The following is a 20,785-nucleotide window of genomic DNA, read 5'->3' on the forward strand; positions in this document are numbered from 1 at the left end:
AAAAGCGCTGATCTATTAATAGATCAGCGCCTCATGAACAATTTAACCTATTGAACTACATTTGCCTCTGACATGGCGATCTCTGTAAGTTTTACATCGGTTTCCTTTTCCTCGTTCAATGTTTGGTTTAATAGCTCTTCTGCCTCCGCATGTTCCATTAGTTTCGCGTAGCTTACCAAACAGCCATAGCTTGCGATTTCATAATGTTCAACTTTCTGGGCAGCGGCAATCAAGGCTGCATCCAATACCTCACCATCTTCAAATTCTTCAATAATTTCATCGGCTTCGTTCAATAAGCCTTCCATTGCTTTACATTTCTTACCGCGTGCCGTTAAGCCAACGGAATCAAAAACTTGTTTTAGACGTTCCACATGCCCTTCCGTCTGGCTAAGATGTTCTTCAAACGCACTTTTCAATGTTTCTTTGTTCGCTTTTCCGGCCATTTTTTTTAAGCCTTTCAACAGTTGTTTTTCGGCGCCCAAAATGTCTCTTAATTCGTCTACGAATAATTCATGCAAATGCGCATTGGGCATATCGCCGTTTGTTTTCTTTTGGTTGTTTGCCATGATCGTTTTTTTTTATTTTATCCAATTACTTCTTATGTCAGAAAGAATATATCCTATTCATATTAGGTCATGATCTATGCCTAAATAGCACAAAGAATTCGTGTAAAATTTATTATAGCTATAAACCCCGCCGGGAGTCGATTCCATCAGATCAAGAATAGAAACAAAAAAACAATCATTTCAATAGCCGCTTTTGGCAAGATTTTTTCTATGTCCGGTTTTGTAGTTATTGATGTAGAAAAGAGAATGCGCTGCTATAGGGCCAAAAGAATGACAGGTCAATAAACATCATCGAGCTTTTGTTGTTCTCTAGTTACATCTTCTGACTTGTTCTGAAAAATTAATTAAAACATCCTATGACAAAACTTAAAAAACATAGCTACCTCTATCGGAATGGTCTATCCATTACTTTTATACTCTTTTTCCTTGGCGCCCTATTAGCGCAAGCCTATTTTGGATGGAAAGAACATAATCAGGAAATCAGCGAATATGGTGCTCCACCGCTTCATCTCACAAATTATCTTAGCAGCGGTCATTTTATTTCTGCCACCTTTGAAAACTTTCAGAGTGAGTTTCTGCAAATGGCTATGTACGTTATATTAACCATCTTCTTAAGGCAAATCGGCTCTGCGGAGTCAAAGGCAATCGATAAAAAAGAAGCAGTAGATCGAGAACCCGTCCCGGCACCCCATGCACCGGGCCCCGTTAACAAGGGAGGATGGCGCTTGGCCATTTACAAACATTCTTTATCCATCGCATTTATACTGCTCTTCCTCTTAAGTTGGTTAGGGCATTTATACGGTAGCTTCAAAGACTATAATATCGAACAACACTTAAAAAAATTGCCGCAGATCACGATAAACGAATTTCTGAAAGAGCCTATTTTTTGGTTCGAGACCTTTCAAAACTGGCAAAGCGAGTTCCTGTCGGTAGCCTCGATCGTTATTCTAACCATCTTTCTACGACAAAAAGGCTCGCCTGAATCGAAGCCGGTGGACACTCCCCATCTGGAGGGGCCCTAACGAACGCACCTCCCCCCTATTTTTCAAACAAATAGCTACCAATACAGGTATCTGAATATATACAGTTCATATGGCAGTAGAGAAAGATCCCCAAAGCGGCAACACCTTACGAGATTTCACACAGAAAGTTTGGATTACCATGGGTATTGTTACTTTACTGGTGCTCCTCATATTTATATTAAAGGCAGCATTCAATGTGTTGTTGATGGTATTTGCCGGTAGCCTAATGGCTATCTACTTTCACGGCCTAGCTAATTTGCTGGCCCGTAAGATAAAACTGAAACATCATTGGTGCTTGCTCATTGGTGTCGTTACCACCTTGTTATTAATTGCGATGCTTTTTTGGTTTCTAGGTGCTAAAATCTCCATGCAAATTGGTGAACTATCGCAAGATATACCTGAAATTTTACAAGACGTAAGAAGCCGGTTACAGAATACCGAGCTGGGCCGTAAGTTATTGTTTTACCTTAGGGATGGGAACAACGAAAAAATGATCAATTCCTTTCAGGATATTTTCCGCACCAGTTTTGGTGTTGTGGGAGATATCTACATTATTCTGTTTATTGGAATCTTTTTCACCGTTAATCCCAAATTATACATAGATGGCATCATTAAATTAATACCACCAAAAGGTAAAGCGCATGCAAGAACTGTCATCAGGCGGCTCGATTACACGTTAAAGGGTTGGCTGAAGGGTATGCTCATTGCCATGCTTCTGATTGCTGTTTTAAGTTTTATTGGTCTGCGTATTATTGGCATACCGATGAGCCTTGCACTGGCCTTCTTTGCCGGCCTGCTAAACTTCGTACCCAATTTCGGTCCCATAATCGCGATGATTCCGGCTGTATTGATCGGGTTTACCGAGAGTACCAACGCCGCCCTGCTCGTTGCTCTTTTATATATTGCTATTCAGGCAATAGAAAGTAATATTGTAACGCCTACCATTCAAAATATGATGATAAAAATCCCACCGGCACTTATAATTATCAGTCAGGTTTTTTTTGGGGCGCTTACGGGAGGTTTGGGCATTTTACTGGCAACACCTTTACTCGTAGTCATTATTGTATTGGTCGATGAGCTCTATATAAAGAAGCAAGCAAGCGTTTAGTTATTTCTCTACTTAAAATAAAATCCCTATGATGCGTAAACTTCAACACTTAGTAAAAAAGCGCTTCAACTAATTGGTTCGATTTTGGTTTTTTTACATTCTAAACATTATTATGTTAAGTTTAGTTGCATTGCGATTGATTCGCTTACTACGCCGATGGTCTGCAGGATCTATTGATAAGTTTTCTGAAGAAATGCATTTGCCTGTCGAAACTTTGCAGGTAGCGGTTTCCGAACTGGCAGCGAAGAATTTTATTCTAACAGAAGACATGCAAGAAAACTGCACCGATCAAAACCAGATGCTCGAAATCACGGAATCCGGGCGGAAATATTTAGAAGATCTAGACGGTAAGATTGAAACTTTTCCCAAGAATGACAAAGCGTAAAGGATCTTATACACTTTTTTCAGGCAATGTATAATTTAATGGATAAGGGCGTTCAGAAAAGAAAACAAAAAGCACGATCATTCTTTATCTATTCATGTACTTAAATAATACGAATGTAATTAACTTATTACAAAATTGCAGGCGTAGCGAGTACGCATGTGATGGCATAAAACTTGCCCTTAATAAAATAGTTATACAAGCAGTATTTCGCTGCAATTATCTATCAGAAAAACATCATGAAAGAAAGCAAAATCAGGAGCATTCAGCTTAGCAGCGTTCGGGAACTACCGGGTGAAGAAATTAGCAAGCTATTTCAACAATCCATGTTACTTGGAAATTTTATGTACGATCTTCAATTAAGATTGGATGATTCGATTGATTTTGCCAAACGGTTGGCCTGGCTCAGTAAAGGTTTTTATTTAATTAAATCTGCACAAGAGCCCAAAAAAATAGCAGGTGCTTGCTTTATTTATAAAAGTAAGAATACCCTTTTTTATGGTGCTGCAATCTTACCGCATCATTACAGCAGGGAACTGTTAAATCAAGCGATCGAACAAATCAGTTCGTTGAGCAGATATTGCTATGGCCTAACGGAAATCAATTTCAAATTAACGCTATTTACCTTCGCGATGAGTCAATTGAGCCTGTCATCAAAACACATGGAAGTTCCCGATAACAGCAAAAGCTACCGTATTTTTGCAGCCTAGCAAGCAGCAAAAATACGACATGGACAAACTACTTAGTGCTTAGCAGGTTTCATTTTCAGCAGGGAACATACCAAATGCTCGATATCACTTAAATCGAAGGGCTTTTTTAGATAGGCATCTGCCTTTGCCTTTTGCGCAATTTCTTCCAGATCATGACCGGCAGAAAAAAGAATAACGGGAATTTTTTTAAACCGCGCGTTTGACTTTAGTACTTTAGTAGCTTCGCTGCCCGCTAACACAGGCATTCGATTATCGATCAAGATAAGGTCCGGCTTGACTTTCGCTACTAGCTCCAAGATATTTTCAGACTTTGAGCTCGATACTACATCAAAATCCAGCGATTCAAAAATTACCGAACAAAAATAGCGTATATCTTGGTCATCGTCTAAAATTAGAATACGTTTTGCCATCGTGTTATTAAAAGAATAATTTAAAGATATCTATTGCCCGGACCGAATCAAGCACTTGTATCACCAAATCGTAACAAGGCTATGTCTATCCTATCACAAGTTCAGAAAGACATATTGACAAAAGAGGTCTTATTTTTTATAAGACCTCCTTTGAATACATGAACAGCTAGATTTATAGGCTATTCAAATACTTAACCACTTCCTCTCTCGTCTGGCCGGTTTTTTTCTGCAATTTTCCTACCAACTCATCTTCCTTTCCCTCCGTGTAAGTTAAATCATCATCCGTCAATTCGCCCCACTTTTGTTTAACCTTACCTTTAATCTCGTTCCACGAGCCTTTCCATTTCAAATCATCCATAATATTCCTCCTTGTTTAATTATTTTACTAGAACAACACATTATATCCAATAATGTTTCCAAAGATGTCAAACAAATCCAACAAGGAGCTGTTGATTTCGTAAGGAAAATCATCAGGTATATGATCTTCCGAACATCTACTAAAAATCAAAAAACGGGTTCCTCTACCCTTTTCATTAATTTTCTCACTTTTTACCATCTGGAAGTTTCAGTTATACAATCGACCGATCACCAAATCTTTGATTTAAGCTTCATCGTATATAAGCTTAATGTTGTTCAGCAGAAATTATCGGCGCGAATGGGCTATTTTAAAGGAAAGTATAGTCGAGTGCTGCTCGCCTCATAGGGGTTGGCCAGCCCTCTCCTTCTGCGTTTTTCTGTCCTTTCTGGTTTTATCGATGTGGATAAAAACACCGGAACGGAAAGCGTTGACGGAAGAAAGTATGGAGGGAAATATTTCCGGTATAGAGAAGCTTGAAGATCGTTTGACCACCGAGAATGCAATCATCGAAAAATTCGATAACCAAATAAACATTTTATTGGACAGTATAGAGATTACCCAAACCCAGGCCAAGCGCGAGCACATCGAAAAGCCAACTAGCTTATTACAAAAGAAACTTAAAACCATTAAGAAGTACGCGCAAGCGCCTCTATCCCAATTCAATCAAATTCCCACATTTCTAACCAATACCCCACCCCTTGATCACTTGATTGCTTCTTACAATCAACTACAAATTGACCGGGCGAAGTCCGGATCATCAACTATAAAAACTGATCTACCGTTAAGTTCAACCCTTACCCAAGTTCAATCGGCAATCTTAAAGTCGTTGGATTCCATGCTAAAAAAAGATCTTGCAACGCTTGAACACCCCATACCGCACGATTTAACAAGGAAATTAAATCGTTTATTTGCATTGCGGGAAGAAGCGACAAAACAATACGAACAGCTATTGAACAGGTATCGATCTTCTTTTGATCTATTGCCTCAACAAATTGCATCAACCGATATTACAGAAAACAAGCAACTGATCGCGTTAAAAAAAAGAGGCTTTTCATCACATCTTTGGTTTGCTTTTATTCCATCTATGATTACCTTGGTGATTGGGATCGCTATTATCTATTGCAAGAAACATCGCTTTGCACGCGTAATACGGCTAGAAGATATGGCAAACAATAACAAGACCCATCTTCACGTCTGGACGGATGCCTATTCGAAAAAATCATTATTAGTGTTGCTAAAAGCAGGTACTTCTTCTGTTGGGACGACAATCAGCATTACGACATTGGATCATTCGACCTACCGACAAGAATTACACGAAAACTTAATTGACCCCTTACTGGAGGTCGGCACCAAACTTCTGCTCATCGATCTTTCTCCTACCGAGCAAGATCTAAGTACTTATAAAGAGCATAAATTTCTACAAGACTATATACAGAATCCTTCCATACATATTGAAGAAATAATACACCGAGATAAACATTTACCGCTTGATCGCATTTTCTTCAGTCCCCTATTATCAAAAGCGGCTTACGACAATTCACCTTCTGCTTGGGATGACGCATACTGGTTATTACAACGGAGCCTGATCAGCGATCGATTTAAAATCCTTTTGAATGTGCTGAAATCCGAGCAATATTGTGTGTTGATCTTGCAACCATCCCCTATTGATCCACTATATTTTCCACTGTACTTATCATGCAATGATGTATACTTAAATATTTTCAAATACAAGATCAGCGATAGACAGTTTGCGAAAAAGATAGTCGGCCAAACTACAAGTGCCGAAAAAAAAACCATCAACATACTTGATAAATCCGCTATTTACGAACAAATAAATAACAGCAAGCATGAAAAAAACAATTAATTTAGGTCTGATTGTCTTATTATCCATCGCGACGACCTTGACTTACTCATTTACAACAAATAAGTCTATAGCGCATAATAGGTCTCTAAACAGGACGGCAAGAAAATCCTTCAACAACATTGAGTTTCGTTTTGACAGAGCAACCATTCCAACGGCCTTTGAAGTAGAGCTGAACGAATTGGTAAGCGAAGCGAAAGAAAAAGGCTACGCCATTAAACTCAGTGGACACGCTGATTCAATAGGCGAATATGTCTATAATTGGAAATTATCCAAATCGCGTGCAGATCGAGTTAAACGCTATTTGGTAAACAAAGGGGTCGATGCATCAAAAATTGCGGCCACTGAATTCGGTGATACCAAACCCATTGCGTCTAACACAACAGCTGAAGGTAGACAAAAAAATCGTCGAGTCGAGATAGAAATAGTCGATTAACCGCTTTCCGATGAAAGGCAGGTTACAGCTGAAGTGACCTGCCTTTTTATTAAATTTTGCCTGCAACCACCATCTGGTCTAAGGTAGGTGCATCTACTCCTCCTTCTTTCTCAACTGTGATGGCGAACATCTCTGCCCGCTGGATTGTTTTCATTTGCTGTACAGCATCTAGACGATCTTGGTTGAAAACCCCGGCACTCACCGGTTTTCCATCGACAATAGCCCATAACTGATATTGCTTCCCTTTCGGCAGTACCGCAAGTCTGTTCGGCAATAGGAACACTTCTTTTGTACCGGCATCCCAATAAAGAGCCGCAGCACGTTCCTCATGGCCCGGCACCCCTTGTAAATCCAATTTTCGCATACCAGGTTTCGCCACGATGGCTATACGTTGACGAAGCGTGTCTGTCTGTCCACGATACTGTGTAAGTTCAGCATTTAATGATCGCTGTTGGGTAGCCATTAATAAGAGTTCATTCTTAAGTTTATTAACTGTATAAAGATGATAAATAGCTCCTAGTATCAGCAATACAATAGCTGCTGCAGCAACGAAAACAGCACCGGAGGTTTTACGTTGAGCAGGAGCCTTCATATTTACGACCTTCGTATCCGATCCCTCGGCGGCCTGCGGCTCATTAATTCGCCCATTAATCAAACCCTCCTTTTCCAAGGCCAGCAATATACGGTCTTTGCTATCAGCCGGGGGCGCAGAAGCATTGGTCTGAGCAAACTGCTCCATGCTTTCCTGCGCTTCCAACAAAGCTTGCTTTATTTCCGGATATTGGGTGCAAAGATTCTCCAGCTCGCGCGCTTCCACCTCGCTGGCTATACCTAGCACGTACATTTCTATAATTCCGGACGATATGTAAGCCTTCGTATCCAATTTAACTTAAAATTTGTCTTAATTGCGCAAGCGCTAATCGGGCACGTGTCTTCACGGTACCCAATGGAATTGCTAATTCTTCTGCGATTTCCTCTTGCGTATATCCTTTAAAATAAGATAGCTCGATAATCACTTTATGTTCCTCTTTCAATTGCCCCAATACATTGCGCAGCCCCAGGTGATCTACGCGAACTTGCGTCTCATTTCCTGCCACATGCGTACCGGGCTCCAAACTATCGGTGCTTTGCGCTTTCTTTCTAATTCCTGATCGGAGATAATCAATTGCCGCATGACGCATGATATTAAGCATCCAGGTAAATAACCTGCCTTTGCTAACATCGTATTGATCGATATTCCGCCATATTTTAACGAATCCCTCCTGCAGCACATCAGTAGCCTCTACCCCCTCTCCGATTATCCGTTGGATAATACCAAAAAAGGCCGCTGCATAATGATCATACAGGTAACTATAAGCCTGCTGATCCTTACGTTTTAAGAGGACAATCAACTCTTCTTCTGTATAGATGGATTTCGTCGACAATGATCAATTAGGTAATAACCGTAAATATAGTTTATTTTTCCATCTTTACAACAAGTTCCATCAGCAATTGTTTTTCGTTAAAAAATCTTCAAATAATCATGAATGCCGTAGCAAATTTATTGAATTTAGTGAAGAAATGATTTTTTCGGTGTATTCTCTACGATGGTTATGAGAACATAAGGAATGTAGCCGGATAGGTGATCTGGAAAACATTTACAAATACATTTGAAATAGTACAGGCTATGAAAAATCGTTCAGAAAGAACATTTATTCATTTGAATGAGAGGTGCCACAAGGCACCTCTGCATCTACACAAACATCTCTCTCACGTTATTTATGAAGTTAAAGGTTGATCAACTTACAATAAAAAGACTAGCAATCTGTAAAACCGCTTCTTTTGAAAGTGCTTCGTCAAAGGCCTCCGTAGCCGCATTGACACTAATTTTCCCATTCACACCATTCAATGAAGTAATGTCTGCCCCCGCCTGTACTTTATTGTCCTCACCGGCATAAACCGGATCCACTTGGCTTACCCCTGTGTCATTTGCACCGGTTATCCAAGGTTTTAAATTGCTTGCTCCCCCGCCCCTTGCTCTACGCATCTGCCTGATATGTGATGCATGGCGGGCCTCTACAGAATGTATATTCAAGGCATAACGTAGGATGTCATCGTTTTCCATTAAATCACCTGCTTGACCTTTATAAGCCCTTACCCCCGTATCTTCAAAAGCGTTAGCGACGGCTAAAAAGGTGTCATAATTTGAAAACACATCCGAAAAAGTACCGCCGGCCGTAAAGTCAAATGTTGGCTTCCCAACCGCGGCCGACCCCAATGCAGTTTTAAGAAAGGCCACGTGCTGATCTTCATGTTCTTTAATAACGGTTATTGCCCCAACAGCCGTCGCATTCGGAATTAATCCGCCTGCGGCTAAACCCTTTGTGTAAAATTCGGCTTCCAGGTATTCCAGCGTTAATGCAAAATTTAGTACATCGATTATTTTCTGGGGAATCGTCTGTCCATATGCTTTTTTAAACATGCTGCCGATTGCTAGGGGTAAACTGGCGAGTGCTACTTTCGCCCCAAATGTACTTAATCCCTTAACAGCCGCCCTGCGCGGATTCAGTCTGTCATGGATATCCGCATCCACGTTTTCGATATTTTTAATTATTTCAAAAAGATTCATAATGATTGAATTAATAGGTGGGTAAATCGCGTGCGTTGATCTTCGTTTTGATAAATGGTGCAGCAGCCGTTAACACTTTCGTTGGGCTCAATGATTTTTCGAGTCCGTTCATGTCGACTACATCACTTCCTGCAAAGCTTCCATTTTGAATCAAATCGCGAATCAAGGCAGCATGTCTGGCCTCCACTGAAACGATTTTACCAGCGAGTAAAAGATATTCCCCTTTCTCAATCAACTGCCCTGCACCATTGTAAGCCGAAACGCCTAGATCTTCAAACACCTTAGCGGTAGCCAGCACTTGCTCTCTGCTTCCGAAGTTGACGGAAGAAAAATCTACTTCCAGATCGGAAATGGCATTTGCTTGCAAGGCAGCTTTGAAGAATTCACGGTGTGCTACTTCATGATCGCGAATATCCGTTAATAAGCTTTTTTCTAAGTCGGAAATTCCACTGTAGGGTGCTTCTGCAACCTTGGTATAAAATGCAGCTTCTAATTGTTCCAGTGCATAAGCATAATTCAGAATGGCGATATCTCCTTTCCCCAGATACACGCCCTCATCCATTCCCGGAGAATTGTCGTCATCTTTATTACAACCTGCCATCGCAATTGCACCAATTGCCATACTTGCGCCTGCATATTTCAAAAAGGAACGCCGCTTTAACGATGTTTGTAAGTTTTCTGTACTGTACAGACCTTCTTTTTCCTTTAAATAATGATCATTCATAAATAATTGATTTAGTATTTCCAATTGTTTAGATAGACATACGACAAGCATTCGTACTTGGATTTACGGAAGGACATTTTTTTTTGCCGGGTGATTGCTTGAATGGCAATCACCGGTTGGGATCAGAAGGTTTTCAGAGGAGAAGAACAAGGATGTGCTTCATTCGGACGCACACCTTGTATTACAAAAGTTCAGGCAACTACGTCGAACCAATCGTAAGTTGCGAGCAAAAGACGGTCAGGGAAGTCTATTTTATCAACGGTTTAATGTATCCGGGTAAAAGGCAACGATCCCGGTTGTTATATCATGGATGCCCCCCACGATTCCAATCTGGCCAGCTTCTATCATTTCTTTGAGAATTGGGCTACGCTCCATGATGGATTTAACCGACCGATTAACATTTATAGCAGCTACCTTTTCAACAAATTCGCTGTTGGTTGCATTGCGGTTTTCTTTTATCGTCTGTTCGTCGTCAACAGCCGGCCTGATTTTGGAAAGTAAAGCCGTCAGGTTTCCCATTTCCACGTGATCGCATGCTCCCTTGATCGCGCCGCATCTCGTATGCCCCAGCACAACAATTATCTTTGCCCCCGCCACTTTACATCCAAATTCCATGCTTCCTAAAATATCCTCGTTGACAACGTTACCGGCAATCCGAACACTGAAAATATCGCCTAAACCTTGGTCAAAAATCAGTTCGGCAGATGTACGACTGTCGATGCAACTTAAAATAACCGCAAAGGGGTGCTGACCATCTGATGTCTCATTTGCCTGTTGTAAAAGATTTCGATTGATTTTTAGGTTATTAACAAACCGTTTGTTTCCTTCACTCAATAAATTCAGGGCCATTTGTGGCGTTATCGACTGTTGATCTTCTTTTGTTAGCGTTCTCATTTTGAAATAGTATATTACAATCTATAAAAAAGTTAAAAAATTAAAGCACAGCATTCCCTGTAAAGGATAAAAATCATATTCTCAGCAAGGATAACCAAGGCTGTTAATGAAAATATCGGGCCAAATTTTTTTTAAAAAATGCCGCGCTTTCGGCAATACTTTGCATGGAGTTGTGTCGGAAATTCCCGCCCTGTTCCAGGTAATAATATTCCATACCCGCCAATTCCATGTCGGGTAAAATTTTGGTATAATCGATTGAACCATTGCCCAGCTCTGTATAATCTTGGGTAAGCTTATCCATGTCTTTGATGTGCCACATCACAAAACGCCCGGGTTGCATCCGAAACAATTCGCCCGGACTTAGTTTCGAAGCACGCATTACCCAATAAAGATCAATTTGCAACTTCACCAACGCAGGGTCTGTTTCGTGCATAATAATCTGATAACCATTTTCTCCTTGATGGTCGATAAACTCAAAGTTATGGTTGTGATAAGCAAAGCCTAAACCTGCTTTCTTAATCCTTTCGCCTATTCTATTGAGTTTCGGGGCCAGTTGTTTAAACTTCTCAATCGTTCGATCATTTGGATCCAACCAGGGCCAGGTAATATAAGGCTGCTTCAGTATATCCGCTCCGATAATACATTGATCCACATAAGCCATGAGTTCCGAATCCGATGCATTAAAATAGCGCGGAAAATCGTAATGGCCACTGGTGGACGTCAATCCATGGTCGTTCAGCAGACCAACAAATTCTTTTGCTTTTAGGCCGTAATAGGATACGGCTTTCGGGTCAAAACCATAGGTCTCCGTATCTTCATAACCCAAAGCAGCTACCTTTTCGATCGTCGTAAAGGGATCTTTGGCCATCGCATCGCGAATGGTGAAAAGCTGGAGGCCCATTTTATAGGCAGGTTTTGCCCGATTGGCAAAAACCTGCCCATTAAGCATAAGCGCCGAAGTAGCCATACAACTACGCGAAATGAATTGTCTTCTTGTGATCATGGCCTCACAATATCGGGATTTTCCGGCAAATCCCCTAAAGAGGATCTTCTCCCCTAGTAAAAATATTGAAAACAGTATAAGGTACGCTTTGTTAATATCGATACGAGCGAAGTCGCAATTCGCCTCCTAATTTGACGCTTACACAACTTATATCGCCTTCAATTTTTCGATAGTTTTGTTATGATCAAAGAGACACTAAATAAAAATCAATATGAAAACATTGGAATTCACGAAAGAGATTAAGGCATCGACCCAAAAAGTTTGGGATGTGCTTTGGAACAAAGACACCTATTCACAATGGACCAGCGCCTTTAATCCAGAAGGCAGTTCCACGATGCAAAGCGATTGGCAAGTGGGTGGGAAAACATTTTTTCTCGATGACAAAGGTAATGGCATGGTGAGTACAATTAAAACGAAAAACGAGCCCTATGACATCGTATTCGAACACTTGGGAGAGGTGATGGATGGCAAGGAAGATACAAGCAGTGAACGCGTAAAAAGCTGGGCCGGATCCTTAGAAGCGTACCACCTTTCTGAAAACAACGGTATTACCACACTAAAGGCCTCCGTACAGGTAGACGAAGAGTGGGCAGAGATGATGAACAATGGCTTTAAGGTGGGTCTGGAAACCGTTCGGACACTAGCAGAACAATAAATTTCCATTCACCCTTATCGACAACGGTCTTAGGTCTGATAAAAAAACCGGTTTCATTGGAAACCGGTTTTTTTATCAGACCACTCCGTTTAACCACTGCACTATTTCCCTACTTAACAACTAAACGTTTCGCTAAATATGCAACAAAGATCAATGAGATATTGCCCTTGCAGGCATTGTATATCCGTGTAAAGTTACCTAGATTTGTATTGATAGCCTTTGCAATACGATCTACCTATGATACACGCTTTCAGTGCACCGAACTTGCAACATCTTTTTTCTAAGATCATTGGTAATCCAACGCAATTTTCGTTACAACATCGTCTGTTTAATGCTTTCACTTCCATCGGTTTTGTACTGGTAGTAGGCACCTTGCTATTTAACAGCCTATCCGGCCTCTATTACTCGGCATTGATCTCCTTGGCAAGTGCCATACTTTTTGCTGCCGCTTATTATTGGTCAACTGTCAAGAACCGCTACCTACAGAGCTTTGTGATCATGGTTATTTGTCTTGATCTATTTCTGGCAATCAATTATTTCTATAATGCCGGTATGGCCGGCCCAACGCTATTTCTTTTACTGGGTGTATACCTGGCCACGATGATGCTATCTCCTAAAAATCAATATGTCTTTTGGACTATTTTTAACAATATCTTAATCATTCTTTTACTGGCAACGGAATTTAATTTTCCTGAGAGCATAAAAAGCACGTACGATAGTCGTTCCATATACTTTTTGGATAACCTGATCACGTATCTCATCGTATCACTTTTGATCGCAGCCGGTGTCATTACTTTTGTTTATCATTACACGGTTGAACGGAAAACGGTCGAAAAACAATCCAAACTACTCGGCTTGCTCAATGATGAAAAAATCCGGTTAATATCGATTCTTTCGCATGATCTTCGCGCGCCGATTTCAGGTATACAAGCCTATCTTGATCGTCTTTTTTATGAGAGCTTAACCATTGAAGAAAAAGAAACAGTAGAGCAAAACCTGTTGGATCTAACGCACCGAACACAGCAATTACTAAACAATGTATTGAATTGGTCGAAAGACTATTACCATGTAGAACAAGTGCAATTAGCCACTGTTGATCTGACCAAAAGCCTACAACTTAGTTTAGAACTCTATACGCACATTGCTCAGCTTAAGCAAATAAAATTACGTATAAACGCCACAGCTTCGTTGCCCATTATAGGTAATGAGGCCATCACACAGTTGATCTTTCGAAACCTAATTGATAACGCCATCAAATTCACCAAAGAGGGTGGAGAAATTCAATTGGAAACGCGTAGGGAAGGCAAAACGGCCCTGATTTCAGTAGCCGATAGCGGCTCCGGCGATTCGCAATGGATTGCCAAGAAGTTATCCAAGGCGCTGAGCAGCCCTTTAGACAGTGATCATATCAACAACGGCCTAGGACTCATTATGTGCAAACAATATACGGAAGCTTTGGGAGGCGCTATCAGCTGCGTTAACAATCCATTGGGTGGCGTTACCTTTTCAATCCGGTTTCCATTGGCTTAACCTTGATTAAGGCTATTAGCTTTTATAGAAAAGCCCGGTCGAGGTAACTGATCAACACACACTCCAGCAAATCATGAACGTTCCCCTTGGTCACCACCTCCTCAGCACCCTTGTTTTTCATACGGGATATCGCCTGAAGATCATCACTGGACGTGTAGCCAATGATCTTAATTCTTTCATTGTATCGCTTTATACAGGCACAGGTTTCTACCCCATCCATACGGGGCATTTTCAGATCAATGATACAAACATTCGGTAGCCTGGTACATAATTTCAATTTCGCCATGAAGTCCTGTCCATCGCATGCGTCGAACAAAAGCTTCAATCTCCTATCCTTTCGAATGAGCGTGTGTAATAGAAACCGCTGAAATTTGTCATCATCGGCAATGGCTATATAAATAGGATCGTTGACGTTAGCTTTCATGCTTATGTAATAGCTTTCAGTTATGCTCAAATACACATATTTTCATAACTCCATATAAAGTAAACTAAAAGCAAAATGAAAATTTCACAAAGTTTCCCACATATTAACATCATGTCTTGCTCATTCTTGCCATTTTGCCCGCCAATAGCCTGTAGAATCGCTGGTTGTTCCGTTTATTGAAAAATTACATATGTTTTAAATTTATTACTTATTTTGACATCAATTTCTTATTACTTGATTTATTTACTACATTCGTAAACACGAACATTTACCCATGACCAACATCAAAATATTATTGCTGATCAGAAAATACCAACGTCTTGTAGACCATGAATCCAATGCTGTGAAGGTGGCCGTTTACCGGTCTGTCCTGGAAGATCTATTGGATCTGTTGGAATGAATAGCTTGCCGCTTGTTTTTGAAGTCCCTTTTATCTTTAAATGGAAAAAATGATTTCTTCCAATTGTAAGCGTGATTTTGGGTTCATAGACGGTTGGTTGGTATCTTCGGGATTTCGATAACCGATAGCGACAGCAAACAGCACTTTGTAACCATTCAGTTGAAGTATGTTGGCATATTCCGCATTTTGAATGCCTTCCATCGGCGTACTGTCAATAGCTAAGCTTGCGCAGGCCGAAAGGAAAAATCCAAGGGACAGGTAAACCTGATGTTGCAGCCAGGATTTAATTTCCGATTCAGGTAAGGGTTTCAGAAAATTATTGTAATAATCTATATTGCCTTGGGGTAAGGTTCTGTTAATCTGTTCTTCAAACTTTTCGATGTCATCTATCGCACTGAATACAACTAAATGGCTCGCTTCGTTGATTTTCTGCTCATTGAAATAAGATACACTGGCCAATTTACGTTTCACGTCTTCATCGGAAATAAACGTAAACTTCCACGGTTGACTGTTAATCGATGAGGGGCTTAATCGCAAGATATCTTTCAGTTGTTTGATTGTCTCGTCTGAAATTTTCCCGTTCAGATTATACTTCTTTACCGTGTACCTGCTCGCTGCTAATGCTAAAAAATTCATTTTTATCTGTTTAAGTTTTATACTATACTTTTTATTGTTGCAAACATAAATATAGTATACTATATTTGCAATAACGGTCAAAATAGATAGTAACAGATGTATTGTATAGATGACAAACAATATCCTTGCAGCACAAGCCTGACAATGAGATATATAGGCGGAAAATGGAAAGCCGTCATCCTGATCCATTTAATAGAAAAAAAACGCTATAATGAATTAAGGAAAGAACTTCCAATGGTAACAGAACGAACCATCAGTCTTCAATTGAAGGAGCTGGAAGATGATGGTTTGATCGTGCGTACGGTCCATACCCGTAAACCTCCTCTAAAAGTCGAGTACGAGTTAACCGAATTCGGGAAGACACTCATTCCGCTACTCACCACGATTGCGCAGTGGGGAAAAGAAACGGCGGAAAACAATAAACGAATCCGTATCGTTCAATAAAGAAGGTCTAAATCTGAACAAAGACTAGCTGAACGCCAATTCAAACACCCATTTATTCATTCTTGCAGCTAAGAAAAACGACCTTCGACTCGATCGTTTATTCCAAAAAATCGAGAAAATATTCGTATCATTATCCTATAGGAATAGGTGTTAACGGTATTTAATTTATAAACCCTTTCTTAAATTTCCGGTATGAAACATATATGCTTTTGGTTGCTATTTTTTCTTTGCTTCCCATTCGTAAAGGCCCAATATATTCCCCTTGACAGGAAGCGCCACGCCGATAGCCTGGAACATGCCCTGAAAACCGACCCTTCCGATAGTTTAAAAGCACGGGCCGCCTACTTACTGAGTGAATATTGGGCTAAGCAGGATACCGCTAAAGCGAAACCCTATCTGGCAAAAGGGAAAGTGTTGGCCGGGAATTCTCCTTACGCGCGCGCGCTTTACCATTACTATATTGGCCAACTATATTTCAAAACGCAAGCTTTAAGAAGTGAAGAAGCCTACCTGACAGCAGATTCAATCATTGTAGCCAATAACCTGCATTACCAAAGTGCTTATGCGCTGTTAGCCGCCATTTGGTATAACTATTGTGTTTTACTGCAGCTAAAGGATGATACCGAAGGGATGGTCAATACCTTGCTCGATAAGGTCGTTGTATATACGCGAAATGCGGGGCGTTATGAGCAATTACCTGATTTGTACGCCACCATAGGTGTTATTTTTGATAATGAACAGGAATTTGAACAAGCAGCCCCTCACTTCAAGCAAGCCTTATCCATGTTAGATACCATCCCGTTGAATAAACCACAAAAAGCCTATATATTTTCTTCCGCCGTACACAACTTTCTAGCGCGTAACAAATTAACGGAAGCCAACGTATATCAAGAACGCGTAAAAGAGCTGCTGCAGCATTTCCATCATTCAGAGTACTATATGGAATACCTGCTCAATGAGGCAAACTACTTATGCAAAACCAAGCAATATAATGCCGCATTGCAGTATGTCAAGAATGGAATTGCATTGGCCAAACGTATCGCAGCCTCTCCTTACGAAACGGAACGTTTTCAGGAAATTCAGGCCGAAATACTTGCCAAACAGGGAAAGCATACCGAGGCAAAAAATCTGTTATTGACCATGAGCCAACATCCTACCACGCCCTTTGCTACAACCAGGATGTATTATTATCAACAGCTCGCTGAGCAATTTGCCAAGTTAGGTGATTTTAAACAGGCCTATTACTGGAACCAAAGGTTCACGAGCGTCAATGACAGCCTGAACAGCGCAAAGCTTAAAGAAAGAATCTTTCACCTGGAAACCAAATTCAGAACAGCAGAATCTAAGTTAGAGATCAATGCGTTAAAAGCACAACAAGCCGAGGCCGCATTACAGGCAAAGAATAGCAAACTTTTTATCTGGATATTGGGCTTAGCCTGTTTGGTGTTCATCTTATTGACCACAATATCACGCATATACTATCAATCAAAGCAACGTTTAGCAGCCCAAGAAGCATTAAAACAGCAAGAGAAATTAATCGCCTTAGAGCAGCAGCGTGAAATAGGCATTACCAAAGCCGTCTTGGAAGGTGAAGAGCGAGAGCGCACCCGTATTGCACGTGAACTACATGACGGCTTGGGAGGAACGCTGGCAAGTGTAAAAATCAATCTTTCCGCATGGGCTACCAACATGACTTTAATTCCGGAAGAAGATGCTTTTGGGCATGTTGTTAAACAGCTGGATCGCTCCATAGGAGAATTAAGACGCATTGCCCGTAATTTGATGCCCGAAGTATTATTAAAGCTCGGCTTTGAGGCAGCTTTAAATGATCTCTGTTTATTTTTCACCAATAAGGAAACACAGGTCCGTTTTCAGCCCTATGGATTGCAGGAAGACAACACGTTACAACTTCAAACTGCAATATATCGTATCGTTCAGGAGTTGTTAACCAATGCCATACGGCACGGGCATGCAAAACAGGTGCTCGTTCAATGCAGCCAGCTTGCCCACCACTTCGTCATTACGGTAGAAGACAACGGTATTGGTTTCAACCAAACCATGGCGAACGGAAAAGAGGGAATGGGCCTAACAAACATTAAAAACCGGGTTGCCTACTTTAAAGGAAAATTGGAATTGATCAGTTCTCCGGGCCAGGGAACCTCGGTACACATTGAGATGCAAGAACAGGAAAATTTAGCTGGTATACACGAAGCGAATAAATAGGCGTAAGTGATGATGATTCCAGCAATGTTGAAAAACAGTTTTCGCAAAGATTAAAGCTGAGAAAATGAAAAAGAATCAATCCAGCAAAACAGCCGAAGGAGTTGCCATTATTCGGGCCATTGAAAGTGCCAAACCCGCGGATATTCGCATTTGCTATGATCCCTTCGCCCGTATGATGGTTCCAACCCTCTCCTATTACCTGAGTAAATGGGTTATCAAGTCAGGATTATATGGGAAGTATGCACAAGGCCTGATTGAGCTTCTGGTGGTCCGTGAGCGGTATATCGATGATTTCATAAAAAAAACCTTGCAAGGGAAAACGGGTCAAGTAGTAATCCTCGGTGCAGGCTTTGATACCCGCGCTTATCGCATGCCTGAAATGGCAGGCAAACGGGTCTTCGATGTGGACCATCCTGATACCCAAAAGGTCAAACTGAAAAGACTAGCACGCCTAACAAATATCGTCCGCAAACCTGTTACTTACGTACCGATCGATTTTAACAGCCAATCGCTTGCCGACGCCTTATTTAAAAAAGGTTACGACCCGGAGACCGAAACGCTGTTCATCTGGCAGGGAGTAACCGTTTACCTGAATGAAGAATCAGTCGATCAGACCCTCGCCTTTATTTCCCGGAATGCTGCCTCCGGCAGCGCCGTCGTTTTTGATTACTTTGATAAAAAGGCCTTGCAAGACACTTCGCGTCCCGAAATTAAGATGATGCATCGCTCAGCGAAACTCACGCAGGAGAACTTTCTGTTTGGCATTGACAGCAAGCACATTGAAAATTTTATGGATGAACGTGGTTTCATCAAAATAGTAGATAGCTCGGCAGAAGCACTCTCACGCATTTATTTTACCGGAAAAAATAGCGGAAGAATCGTACTCAACGGCTTTCACATTGTTTCTGCAAAGGTGAAAGGGAGTTAGTACAAGCTAACACGGCACCGACAGTAATGCTCAGATGTATGATACTTAAAACAATACCCATCACGCCAAGTATCAATGCAACAATAGCTGCTGTTCGGCCTTTACCCTTATTGTTAGTAGCGATATTTTTTGCCCGCCATCCCGCGCCCAGACTGAGGAGAGACATCACCGCTCCCACGAGCGCTCGTGCCCGCCCTGTGGTAATTCCCTGTACGGCAGAATAATGTTCACCGGTTTCGTCCTTCACCGTGGTCATCTCCGATTGATTGTCGATTGTACCTTCTTGTGAATATACCGCTGTTATTGCTAAAAATGAAAACCCAACGATCCACCCAATCATTAGAAGGTATGAAGTAACTGTTTTCATGGTCATTTAATTGGGACCAAGGTATAATCCTTATAAATTTTTAGATTGTAAAAAAACGACATTTTTACTTTTCCTTATCCCACGGTACCCCGATCATGTGTACCCTGCGTAGCACTGCCCTCTGCAAACCAGAAGAACCGAATGTAATCGGCAAGTGTTGGAGAAGGAGGTATGACCTGACCGTTCATATCACATTTTTTAAAATTTTCTCTTCTTAACTATAGAAAACGACTTTTCAGAAATTTACTCGGATTACCAGATTGGAGATTGTCTATTATCCCAGAAACAGATAATAACTATTTCTTCTTTATAGACTTTGTAAAACATAGAACACTGCTTATGTAAGACACATTTCCGAACCTCAGTACGCTTGTCAACTATTGGAAAACTTAAGGGAGAATTGGATATGCTATTCAGAACCTTTTCTATTTAATAAAATGTTTACTTTTAAAAACATCAAACGAAATAGTCTCTCCTTTATCGAGCTGATCAAGTCCTTTTTCTATACTCTCCTGAACATGTGTTGGTAAATTAACACCTTGCTGTTGAAAAGGAACCTTCATGGCTTTCAAGAACGCTTTTACCGCCCTTAACTGTTCTTTATTTTCGGGATGAATTAACAGTGCTTCCATACACAAATTTAAATAAATTATTTTAAATACCTCCCCCTTTACTTTTCTGAAAAAATCGTAAAAAGAAATAGTAGCTAGATTCTTTTCCATAGGGCTACTGTATTTGTAAATCAAACAATTGCTATTATTTACTATCTTTGTAAAAATACTTATCCAAAATGGCTACACTGAATTCGACATTAGAAGATATCATGAAGCTTGATTACACTTCGAGAGAGATGATATTAGAGATTTTGCAAAAAAGACAAATCGAATCTAGACGTGAGTCAATGGCCAATAATGCGAAAAAGTCATTAAAAGAGTACCGCTCCGGTAAAACTCAACCCATGTCGTTGGAAGAAACTTTAAACTACCTGCGTTCTTTGTAATAATCTACATAGCTTATCTGAATCAGTATTATATTCAACAGCCATCATTTAAAAAAATATTAACGCGCTTGCTATCGGCTTTTACAAAACCGTGTT

The 20,785-nt window shown here is 40.7% G+C and carries 26 protein-coding genes; 13 read left to right on the top strand and 13 right to left on the bottom strand.

All coding sequences use genetic code 11. The annotated features are described in order from the left end of the window. Positions 1-47 precede the first annotated feature (47 nt). The gene (locus tag RYH73_RS19080) at positions 48-566 is read right to left on the bottom strand and encodes a YciE/YciF ferroxidase family protein (RefSeq protein WP_335315069.1); all 519 of its coding nucleotides are present in this window, start codon (positions 564-566) and stop codon (positions 48-50) included. 356 nt (positions 567-922) lie between these two features. On the opposite strand from RYH73_RS19080, the gene RYH73_RS19085 reads away from it, so the two are divergent. From RYH73_RS19085 to RYH73_RS19100, 4 genes are all read left to right on the top strand, one after another. Next, on the top strand, positions 923-1,588 hold the full coding sequence (locus RYH73_RS19085) for a DUF6766 family protein (RefSeq protein ID WP_335315070.1): 666 nt from the start codon (positions 923-925) through the stop codon (positions 1,586-1,588). 70 nt (positions 1,589-1,658) lie between these two features. Next, entirely contained in the window at positions 1,659-2,696 is a 1,038-nt protein-coding gene (locus RYH73_RS19090) for an AI-2E family transporter (RefSeq protein WP_335315071.1), read from the top strand. A gap of 112 nt (positions 2,697-2,808) precedes the next feature. Further along, positions 2,809-3,081 carry a hypothetical protein gene (locus RYH73_RS19095; protein WP_335315072.1) on the top strand — a complete coding sequence of 91 codons (273 nt, stop codon included), beginning with the start codon at positions 2,809-2,811 and terminating at the stop codon, positions 3,079-3,081. A gap of 236 nt (positions 3,082-3,317) precedes the next feature. Next, the gene (locus tag RYH73_RS19100; RefSeq protein WP_335315073.1) at positions 3,318-3,788 is read left to right on the top strand and encodes a hypothetical protein; all 471 of its coding nucleotides are present in this window, start codon (positions 3,318-3,320) and stop codon (positions 3,786-3,788) included. Between the two features lie 32 nt (positions 3,789-3,820). Here the strand turns inward: RYH73_RS19100 and RYH73_RS19105 are convergent, their stop codons facing one another. Then, the gene (locus RYH73_RS19105) at positions 3,821-4,198 is read right to left on the bottom strand and encodes a response regulator (protein ID WP_335315074.1); all 378 of its coding nucleotides are present in this window, start codon (positions 4,196-4,198) and stop codon (positions 3,821-3,823) included. Between the two features lie 172 nt (positions 4,199-4,370). Further along, complete coding sequence (locus RYH73_RS19110; protein WP_335315075.1) at positions 4,371-4,556, bottom strand: CsbD family protein; 186 nt, start codon at positions 4,554-4,556, stop codon at positions 4,371-4,373. A gap of 268 nt (positions 4,557-4,824) precedes the next feature. Between RYH73_RS19110 and RYH73_RS19115 the strand changes: the two genes are divergently transcribed. Further along, positions 4,825-6,420: a hypothetical protein gene (locus RYH73_RS19115; RefSeq protein WP_335315076.1), complete on the top strand. Its 1,596-nt coding sequence runs from the start codon at positions 4,825-4,827 to the stop codon at positions 6,418-6,420. Then, positions 6,404-6,853: an OmpA family protein gene (locus tag RYH73_RS19120; protein WP_335315077.1), complete on the top strand. Its 450-nt coding sequence runs from the start codon at positions 6,404-6,406 to the stop codon at positions 6,851-6,853. The genes RYH73_RS19115 and RYH73_RS19120 overlap by 17 nt, the downstream gene beginning before the upstream one ends. A 49-nt stretch (positions 6,854-6,902) precedes the next feature. On the opposite strand, the gene RYH73_RS19125 is transcribed toward RYH73_RS19120, so the two are convergent. The 6 genes from RYH73_RS19125 to RYH73_RS19150 all read right to left on the bottom strand — a co-directional run bounded on the left by RYH73_RS19125 (position 6,903) and on the right by RYH73_RS19150 (position 12,082). Further along, positions 6,903-7,736, bottom strand: a complete 834-nt coding sequence (locus RYH73_RS19125) for an anti-sigma factor (protein WP_335315078.1) — start codon at positions 7,734-7,736, stop codon at positions 6,903-6,905. A gap of 1 nt (position 7,737) precedes the next feature. Next, positions 7,738-8,277, bottom strand: a complete 540-nt coding sequence (locus RYH73_RS19130) for an RNA polymerase sigma factor (RefSeq protein WP_335315079.1) — start codon at positions 8,275-8,277, stop codon at positions 7,738-7,740. A 353-nt stretch (positions 8,278-8,630) separates the two neighbouring features. Continuing rightward, the gene (locus RYH73_RS19135) at positions 8,631-9,461 is read right to left on the bottom strand and encodes a ferritin-like domain-containing protein (protein ID WP_335315080.1); all 831 of its coding nucleotides are present in this window, start codon (positions 9,459-9,461) and stop codon (positions 8,631-8,633) included. Between the two features lie 10 nt (positions 9,462-9,471). Beyond that, positions 9,472-10,185 carry a ferritin-like domain-containing protein gene (locus RYH73_RS19140; RefSeq protein WP_335315081.1) on the bottom strand — a complete coding sequence of 238 codons (714 nt, stop codon included), beginning with the start codon at positions 10,183-10,185 and terminating at the stop codon, positions 9,472-9,474. A gap of 255 nt (positions 10,186-10,440) precedes the next feature. Next, on the bottom strand, positions 10,441-11,079 hold the full coding sequence (locus RYH73_RS19145; RefSeq protein WP_335315082.1) for a carbonic anhydrase family protein: 639 nt from the start codon (positions 11,077-11,079) through the stop codon (positions 10,441-10,443). 103 nt (positions 11,080-11,182) lie between these two features. Further along, positions 11,183-12,082, bottom strand: coding sequence for a sugar phosphate isomerase/epimerase family protein (locus tag RYH73_RS19150; protein WP_335315083.1), 900 nt, complete (start codon positions 12,080-12,082; stop codon positions 11,183-11,185). Between the two features lie 211 nt (positions 12,083-12,293). Between RYH73_RS19150 and RYH73_RS19155 the strand changes: the two genes are divergently transcribed. Then, complete coding sequence (locus RYH73_RS19155) at positions 12,294-12,737, top strand: SRPBCC family protein (protein WP_335315084.1); 444 nt, start codon at positions 12,294-12,296, stop codon at positions 12,735-12,737. Positions 12,738-12,974: 237 nt separating this feature from the next. Then, positions 12,975-14,267 (top strand): sensor histidine kinase, encoded by a 1,293-nt coding sequence (locus tag RYH73_RS19160; protein WP_335315085.1) that lies wholly within the window; start codon positions 12,975-12,977, stop codon positions 14,265-14,267. Between the two features lie 22 nt (positions 14,268-14,289). Here RYH73_RS19160 and RYH73_RS19165 read toward each other — a convergent pair whose 3' ends face one another. Next, on the bottom strand, positions 14,290-14,691 hold the full coding sequence (locus RYH73_RS19165) for a response regulator (RefSeq protein WP_335315086.1): 402 nt from the start codon (positions 14,689-14,691) through the stop codon (positions 14,290-14,292). Between the two features lie 274 nt (positions 14,692-14,965). Between RYH73_RS19165 and RYH73_RS19170 the strand changes: the two genes are divergently transcribed. Then, positions 14,966-15,091 (top strand): hypothetical protein, encoded by a 126-nt coding sequence (locus RYH73_RS19170; protein WP_335315087.1) that lies wholly within the window; start codon positions 14,966-14,968, stop codon positions 15,089-15,091. A gap of 36 nt (positions 15,092-15,127) precedes the next feature. On the opposite strand, the gene RYH73_RS19175 is transcribed toward RYH73_RS19170, so the two are convergent. Next, positions 15,128-15,727: an NAD(P)H-dependent oxidoreductase gene (locus RYH73_RS19175; protein WP_335315088.1), complete on the bottom strand. Its 600-nt coding sequence runs from the start codon at positions 15,725-15,727 to the stop codon at positions 15,128-15,130. Between the two features lie 144 nt (positions 15,728-15,871). On the opposite strand from RYH73_RS19175, the gene RYH73_RS19180 reads away from it, so the two are divergent. The 3 genes from RYH73_RS19180 to RYH73_RS19190 all read left to right on the top strand — a co-directional run bounded on the left by RYH73_RS19180 (position 15,872) and on the right by RYH73_RS19190 (position 19,322). Continuing rightward, positions 15,872-16,171, top strand: a complete 300-nt coding sequence (locus RYH73_RS19180; RefSeq protein ID WP_335315089.1) for a winged helix-turn-helix transcriptional regulator — start codon at positions 15,872-15,874, stop codon at positions 16,169-16,171. Positions 16,172-16,363: 192 nt separating this feature from the next. Beyond that, positions 16,364-18,394, top strand: a complete 2,031-nt coding sequence (locus RYH73_RS19185; protein WP_335315090.1) for a tetratricopeptide repeat-containing sensor histidine kinase — start codon at positions 16,364-16,366, stop codon at positions 18,392-18,394. 64 nt (positions 18,395-18,458) lie between these two features. Then, entirely contained in the window at positions 18,459-19,322 is an 864-nt protein-coding gene (locus RYH73_RS19190; RefSeq protein ID WP_335315091.1) for an SAM-dependent methyltransferase, read from the top strand. Here the strand turns inward: RYH73_RS19190 and RYH73_RS19195 are convergent. Beyond that, the gene (locus RYH73_RS19195; protein WP_335315092.1) at positions 19,279-19,689 is read right to left on the bottom strand and encodes a DUF6223 family protein; all 411 of its coding nucleotides are present in this window, start codon (positions 19,687-19,689) and stop codon (positions 19,279-19,281) included. The genes RYH73_RS19190 and RYH73_RS19195 overlap by 44 nt on opposite strands. A gap of 425 nt (positions 19,690-20,114) precedes the next feature. After that, positions 20,115-20,411, bottom strand: a complete 297-nt coding sequence (locus RYH73_RS19200) for a DUF2683 family protein (protein ID WP_335315093.1) — start codon at positions 20,409-20,411, stop codon at positions 20,115-20,117. Positions 20,412-20,479: 68 nt separating this feature from the next. On the opposite strand from RYH73_RS19200, the gene RYH73_RS19205 reads away from it, so the two are divergent. After that, complete coding sequence (locus tag RYH73_RS19205) at positions 20,480-20,689, top strand: hypothetical protein (RefSeq protein WP_335315094.1); 210 nt, start codon at positions 20,480-20,482, stop codon at positions 20,687-20,689. Positions 20,690-20,785: the final 96 nt, after the last annotated feature.

This window comes from Olivibacter sp. CPCC 100613, from assembly GCF_036959255.1.
In the GTDB taxonomy this organism is placed as follows: domain Bacteria; phylum Bacteroidota; class Bacteroidia; order Sphingobacteriales; family Sphingobacteriaceae; genus Olivibacter.